Below are 6,796 nucleotides of genomic sequence, written 5' to 3'. Positions count from 1 at the left end.
AACTTCCGAGCTTAGAGATAGAGCGATCGCTCTTTTGACTCGACAACTTGTGTTCTAAGGTGCAACTTCCGAGTTCGGAGGTGGAGCGATCGCTCTTTTCACTCGACAATTGGTGTTAAAAGGTGCAAGTTCCGAGTTCGGAGGTGGAGCGATCGCTCTTTTCACTCGACAATTGGTGTTAAAAGGTGCAAGTTCCGAGTTCGGAGGTGGAGCGATCGCTCTTTTAGCTCGATAATTGGTGTTAAAAGGTGCAAGTTCCGAGTTCGGAGGTGGAGCGATCGCTCTTTTAGCTCGATAATTGGTGTTAAAAGGTGCAAGTTCCGAGTTCAGAGGTCAAACGATCGCTCTTTTTACTCGACAATTGGTGTTCAAAGGTGCAAGCTTTGAGTTCAGAGGTGGAGCAATCGCCTTTTTCACTCGAAAACTCGTGTTCTAATTACTTTTTCTTATATAAGCTGCGATATTCCCAAGGATTAACAAATTTAGCATCACTCCAAACGCCAAGCCGTTGATTTTTCGCCTCAACCTCAGCTTGTTGAACTAAATCCTTACTAGGACACTTATTTAAATAAGGACGATATACTTTCGCCAACCCTTCTTGTAACAATATCTGTTGTACAAAAGTGCCATCTTTCAAACGGACTTCGGCAATTTTGCGCCCATAGCGATCGCTATCAGTGATATTCAAAGTCACGCGATCGCCTCCTTGTTGCACAAGTTCTTGCACCCGTTCTTGGGCTTTCACACCCCAAATAAATTGATTGCGATCGCTAGTACGTTTACTCTGCTTTTCTTTACTAGAATGAGCTATTTCTGGCGCATCTACACAAGCAAAGCGCACAGTAAAATTTTTGCCGTTGGTATCTTTGAGTACTAAAGTATCACCATCACTCACTCGCTCAACAGTTTCCCCAGAAGTACCGATAAAGCGATCGCAGCCCATCAAACCCAAAATTATGATAGTTGCACAAAGCCAAAATCGCACTGGTTTAGTTAATTTCTCCATTCAAACTTACCTGCATTACTTCTGTGGCATGATACTAGCAAAATGCAAAGATATTTTTGTTAACTTAGTTCCCCAGGTAATTCAAAATTCAAAATGGTAAGACCCTCTGGTGGCAACCGAATAGAAAATGCAGATTAGTATAAGAATTGTAACCTTCCAATAGTCAGTGGCAATTTTTGATGAACTTTTTGACTCACCTTCTGCATCTAGCTGGTTCAGGTGCTTTTGCCTATTACTCAGCTGCTCAAATTCGGGATTCTAAAACCCGCCCAAACCTCCTTGCAGGGTTTTATTTTGCCGAATCTGGCTCTGTGCCGTTTTTATCTGCACTTAGCGATCGCGCAGCTACCGAAGGCGATACATGGCTAGCCGAAAAACTAGCAAAACACGCATCAGATGAAACTAAGCATGGTCAAATTTTTGCCCACGCTTTACAACAAATGAATAAACAAGTTATAGATTTCAAGCGTCAACCCCAAACTACATCCACAAACAAATCACAACAACGTAGTCCCTTTTTCGCAGCATTTTTTGAGGGCTATACCCAAGAACAGCTTAAACCTGCTGTCATTGATTGGGATGTGTTTATGGCTAGCACATACATTCTTGAGTTAGATGCTAGCAAAGACTTTGAGCGAATGGCGAAAGTATTACCTGATAACGAGCCAACCGCTCGCAACTTGAAGTTAGGAATGCTAAGTATTGCCCAAGATGAAACTGGACACGCTGCTTATCTCTACGAAGCGATGATGCGACGGATGTCTGCTACTAAAGTGCAAAAACTCGTAGATATGTGGCGAACCCGCAAGGTAAACGCTTTGTTGGCAATGGTTGGCGGTATCCTCCAGCGCAACGGCGAAACGCGATCGCTAGTCCAGGATAGTACGCGATCGGAAAGCGATTCTGAGTTGGTAGCTACGTAATTATAGATATCTTGAGTACCTAATGATCAACTACCCCTGGCTCAATCTTTTGTTAGCCAGGGGGAAAGATACGCTCATTTCCCCTGCACTCATGGTTTCAGAGCAAATAAATTTATTTATGCCCAAAAGCAAAAATATTTATTTTGAAATGCGTAGCACCTTCGCCTTTGGCGTCTCGTAGAGAGAAATAATGCGTCCAAGTTTTCAGAGCCAATAAATTTATTTATGGGGTTTCCCCTCTGCCCCCTGCCCCTTTTCCTCTTCGCTGACAAAGCGGGCTTTTGCCGTGGTAAAATTAAAGTATTCCTCATTATTCCGGCCGGATTACCGGGGATAAAGTAGCCGAAGGGTGCTGATTCTACGTCTACGTAATGCTTTATTGAGAATACTATACAACTCTAATGGTTAAATCTGCTCCTTCCCCGATCGCTAGCCGTAAGCCTTCCAAAGTAGAAGGAATCAAGGAAAATAGTAATTTTTTGCGTGAACCTGTAGCAACTGAGATCCTTCAAGACACTACTCATTTTAGCGAAGACGCGGTACAGCTTTTGAAGTTTCACGGTTCTTACCAGCAAGATAACCGCGACAACCGCCTCAAGGGACAGGAGAAAGATTACCAGTTTATGCTGCGGACAAAAAATCCAGGTGGTTTGGTGCCGCCGCAGCTGTATTTAGCTTTAGATAAACTAGCTGATGAGTATGGCAATCAAACGTTACGAATAACTACTCGTCAAGGTTTCCAACTGCACGGTATTTTAAAGAAGAATCTTAAGACAGCAATTGCCACCATTGTCAACAACCTGGGTTCGACTTTGGGAGCTTGCGGTGACATCAATCGTAATGTGATGGCACCACCAGTCCCCTTCAAGAATCGCCCAGAGTACCAGTATGCTTGGGAGTATTCCCAGAATATTGCTGATTTGCTGTCAGGGCAAACAGGTGCATATTACGAAATTTGGTTAGATGGGGAAAAAGCAATTAGCGCTGAAGAGAATCCAGAGGTAAAGGCAGCCCGACAGCGCAATGGCAATGGCACAATTATTCATGACAACGAAGAACCGATTTATGGCACGCATTATATGCCTCGCAAGTTTAAAATTTGCGTGACAGTGCCAGGGGATAATTCGGTTGATTTGTATTCCCAAGACCTGACTTTGGTGGTAATTACCAATAAGAAGGGACAATTAGAAGGATTTGACATCTTTGCTGGTGGTGGTTTAGGTAGGACACACGGTAAAGAAGAAACTTTCGCTAGGTTAGCAGACCCTATCGGCTATGTGGCGAAGGATGATGTTTACGACGTAGTGAAAGCAATTGTTGCTACCCAAAGAGATTATGGCGATCGCACTGATCGTCGTCACGCTAGATTAAAATATCTAATCAACGATTGGGGGGTAGATAAATTCCGCGCCCAAGTTGAAGAATATTTTGGTAAACCAGTTGAAGCCTTCAAACCACTACCAGAGTTTAAATATCACGACTTCCTCGGCTGGAATGAACAAGGGGATGGCAAACTATTCTTAGGAATTTCCATTGACAATGGTCGAATCAAGGATGAAGGTTCGTTTCAACTGAAAATTGCCTTACGGGAAATTGCCCTGCAGTTTAACTTGCCTATCCGTTTAACGCCCAACCATAACCTGATATTTTACGAGATCGAGCCAGATAGTAAAGAAGCCATTCGAGACATTCTCAGCCGTCACGGTGTTGTTTCTGATCCCGATAAAATCGAACCTTTGGTGCGGTATGCAATGGCTTGCCCTGCTTTGCCTACCTGCGGCTTGGCAATTACTGAATCAGAACGGGCAATACCAGGGATTTTGGAACGAGTTCGCGCCCTGTTGGATAAAGTTGGTTTACAAAATGAACATTTTGTGGTAAGAATGACAGGATGCCCCAACGGTTGCGCTCGTCCCTACTTGGCAGAATTGGGCTTTGTCGGTAGCGCTCCAGAATCTTACCAAGTTTGGTTAGGGGGTTCGCCGAATCAGACTCGACTGGCGCAACCTTACACAGAGAAACTCCACCATAATGATCTAGACAGCTTCCTAGAGCCGATTTTTGTTTACTTTAAGAAATCTCGGAAATCGAAGGAAAGCTTTGGTGATTTTTGCGATCGCATTGGTTTTGATTCCATCCGCGAATTTACTGCCACTTACGATCCGCTAACAGGTAATAGTGGGAACAAATCACGCCACCGGGTAAATCTGAAAGTTGAGGTTTATACTAAGTTGAAGGAAGTAGCCGAAAGCCAAGGCAAGCCGATGACTCAGTTGGTGAGTGAAGCGCTAGAGGCTTACTTCCAGAATCTTTCCTAAGTAAAATCCTCATCGCCAACTTGTTAGTTATTACTATAAATTATGGAGAGGCAATATTCTTTAGCCTCTCCATTGAGAGGAATGTGAATAAAGTTACAGCTAAAAATCTATGCTTTAACCGTGGCTTTTTGCTGCTATTGACGTTTTCTAACTGAACTTACGCTGACTGCACCGATTGCTAGCAGACCTAAGATTAAAGTAGGTTCAGGAATTGACTTTGTGGCAGTTCCTGAAATCACAATATCATCTATATATTGTGTTGGTGTATCATCATATTGTGTTGGTGTAGGACCTTGCAAGAAAGGACGTGTAACCAAGAAGCGAATTTCGTGCAGTCCAGCAGTAATGTTAGATAAACTACTGAGAAAACTGAATTCTCCGACGTTAGCATCAATACCAAGAAAGTCATAGGTGTCTAAAACAACATTATCGAAAAGTAGCTCAAACTTACCCCCACTTGCATTATTGAATATCTCACCCCCGAAAGATGCTATGTCAGCAGAGATCGTTAAATCTCCTGCCGAAAGATTCACATTTTGAAAAATGCCGCCTCCTTCGTACTCATTATTAACAAAATTAATTTTACCTACTCTAAACTGAGCGCTGTTGCTTGAAATCCCATCATTGTCCGTATCAAAAGAAACAACGTTTGGAAAACCCTCTCCCAACGTACCATTAGGTGTAGTAAAAGTTGTCCACCCAGTAAGGTCTCCAGTTTCAAAATCTCCATTAATAAGAGGACTTGCAGAAACTTGCTGAAATGCTACTAGATTCGTAGCCAGCGCTCCTACAGTAGCTAGGGACAAATTTTTCACTAGACTTAATATAGTCATAAAACCAAGTAAACCTAACATTTTAATGCATTAATACAATACACTAAATATTTATCTATCCTAAATATAAATCTTAGGACTTACGCAGTGTACAAATGAATCATCTTGTGTATTAACGTAAATAGTTTGTTTCAGGCTTTTACAAGCCATCCTTTGTAAATTGTGAGCGCAAAAAGGTAATTGAAAAATCTAGCTAGAAGCCTTGAAAAGGCTATCTGTCAATTACAGTTAGGTAACACATCCACAGGAAAACTGAACTATGGTAACGACAGCAAAATTCGCAGAAACTAGGGATGTGCTGCAAAACATCAGCTGGCAGACATTCAAAGCCATGCTGGCAGATATGGGATGTGAGCGAAATAAAAGGCTGGCGTATGACAAGGGAATAGTAGAAATTATGAACCCCCTGATGCCACACGAGAACTCAAACCGTTTAATTGAAGGTTTTGTTCTTGTGCTGTGTGAGGAATTTGGTTTAGAAGTTAAAAGTGCTGGCTCGTTGACTATGACGCGAGATGATTTGGAGCGAGGAGCTGAACCAGACAGCAGCTACTATATCCAAAATGAATTATTAATCCGCAACAAAGAAAATATTGACCTGAGTACAGATCCACCACCAGATTTAGTACTGGAAATAGAATACTCCAGACCCAAAATAGATAAGTTGACTCTTTATGCTTCAATGGGAGTTCCAGAATTCTGGCGGTATAACGGAAATGTGTTAAGAATCTACACCCTTAAGGATGGGCAATACTCCCAGAGCGATCGCAGTCCAACTTTTGCACTTGTGCTGGTGACGGAGATTCCCCAATTTATCCAAGAAAGCAAGAAAGTTGGACAAATAGCAGCAACTCGTGCTTTCCGCACCTGGGTTAGACAGGAGATGTCTACAGCAGGACAGTAATTTGTTAAGAAAAATGTCTCAACTGCAAAGAATTGCGATCGCACCCTCCCAATTCCAACAAGGGCAAATTTTGCTCACAAAAGAGCAGCAGCATTATCTGGGGCGGGTGTTGCGCTTGCGTGAAGGCGATCGCTTTATTGCAATGGATGGCAAAGGAAAATGGTGGTTAGCGCAGCTAGCAGGGGAGCTAGCGCAGGTTTTAGAACAGCTTTTGGTGGGAGAAACTGAATTACCTGTCTCAATTACGCTCATGGTGGCGTTGCCTAAAGGCAATGGATTTGATGAAGTTGTCCGGTGTTGTACAGAGTTGGGAGTAACTTGTATTGCCCCAGTATTGAGCGATCGCACTTTGCTTGATCCCAGTCCTCAAAAACTCGAACGCTGGCGGCGCATTGCGGCGGAAGCGGCTGAACAATCAGAGCGCTCTTTTGTGCCAACAATTTTAGAACCTGTTGCTTTTAACACTAGTTTGTCATTTGCAAACAGCCAGCAATATATCTGTGTGGCGCGTGGCGAGTTTCCCCATTTAAAAGATTGCTTACAGCACAAACAACAAATGACAAATGACAAAATTGTTATTACCACTGGCCCAGAGGGGGGATGGACAACACAAGAAATTGAGAATGCGATCGCATCTGGATTCCAACCTGTTTCCCTTGGTCGCCGCATCCTGAGAGCAGTTACAGCCCCAGTCGTAGCATTATCCTTGATTACCGCAGCTTATGAAGTATAAATGATTTATAACTCACGCAGAGGCAAGGCAGCGCGTTGCGGGGGTTCCCACCGTTGTAGCGACTGCCGTGCAGAGGAAA

At 43.2% G+C, this 6,796-nt stretch carries 7 protein-coding genes; 5 read left to right on the top strand and 2 right to left on the bottom strand.

What is annotated here, in order from left to right; translation table 11 throughout:
* The first annotated feature begins 112 nt into the window (after positions 1–112).
* Positions 113–235 carry a hypothetical protein gene (locus F8S12_RS41790; RefSeq protein WP_269144856.1) on the top strand — a complete coding sequence of 41 codons (123 nt, stop codon included), beginning with the start codon at positions 113–115 and terminating at the stop codon, positions 233–235.
* Positions 236–436: 201 nt separating this feature from the next.
* Here F8S12_RS41790 and F8S12_RS28110 read toward each other — a convergent pair whose 3' ends face one another.
* Complete coding sequence (locus tag F8S12_RS28110; protein ID WP_196519566.1) at positions 437–1,006, bottom strand: thermonuclease family protein; 570 nt, start codon at positions 1,004–1,006, stop codon at positions 437–439.
* A gap of 179 nt (positions 1,007–1,185) precedes the next feature.
* On the opposite strand from F8S12_RS28110, the gene F8S12_RS28105 reads away from it, so the two are divergent.
* Together F8S12_RS28105 and sir are read left to right on the top strand one after the other, a co-directional pair.
* Complete coding sequence (locus F8S12_RS28105; RefSeq protein WP_196519565.1) at positions 1,186–1,929, top strand: ferritin-like domain-containing protein; 744 nt, start codon at positions 1,186–1,188, stop codon at positions 1,927–1,929.
* 401 nt (positions 1,930–2,330) lie between these two features.
* The gene (sir, locus tag F8S12_RS28100) at positions 2,331–4,247 is read left to right on the top strand and encodes a sulfite reductase, ferredoxin dependent (RefSeq protein WP_196519564.1); all 1,917 of its coding nucleotides are present in this window, start codon (positions 2,331–2,333) and stop codon (positions 4,245–4,247) included.
* 134 nt (positions 4,248–4,381) lie between these two features.
* Here sir and F8S12_RS28095 read toward each other — a convergent pair whose 3' ends face one another.
* A complete protein-coding gene (locus F8S12_RS28095) occupies positions 4,382–5,080 on the bottom strand; it encodes a PEP-CTERM sorting domain-containing protein (protein ID WP_196519563.1) in 699 nt (232 codons plus the stop codon).
* A 259-nt stretch (positions 5,081–5,339) separates the two neighbouring features.
* On the opposite strand from F8S12_RS28095, the gene F8S12_RS28090 reads away from it, so the two are divergent.
* On the top strand, positions 5,340–5,984 hold the full coding sequence (locus tag F8S12_RS28090; RefSeq protein WP_196519562.1) for a Uma2 family endonuclease: 645 nt from the start codon (positions 5,340–5,342) through the stop codon (positions 5,982–5,984).
* Between the two features lie 13 nt (positions 5,985–5,997).
* On the top strand, positions 5,998–6,717 hold the full coding sequence (locus tag F8S12_RS28085; protein WP_196519561.1) for a 16S rRNA (uracil(1498)-N(3))-methyltransferase: 720 nt from the start codon (positions 5,998–6,000) through the stop codon (positions 6,715–6,717).
* Positions 6,718–6,796 lie beyond the last annotated feature (79 nt).

This window comes from Nostoc sp. WHI, from assembly GCF_015714725.1.
Taxonomy (GTDB): domain Bacteria; phylum Cyanobacteriota; class Cyanobacteriia; order Cyanobacteriales; family Nostocaceae; genus Nostoc.
The sequence above is the reverse complement of the archived record's forward strand: the minus strand, read 5'-3'. Positions and strand labels throughout refer to the sequence as shown.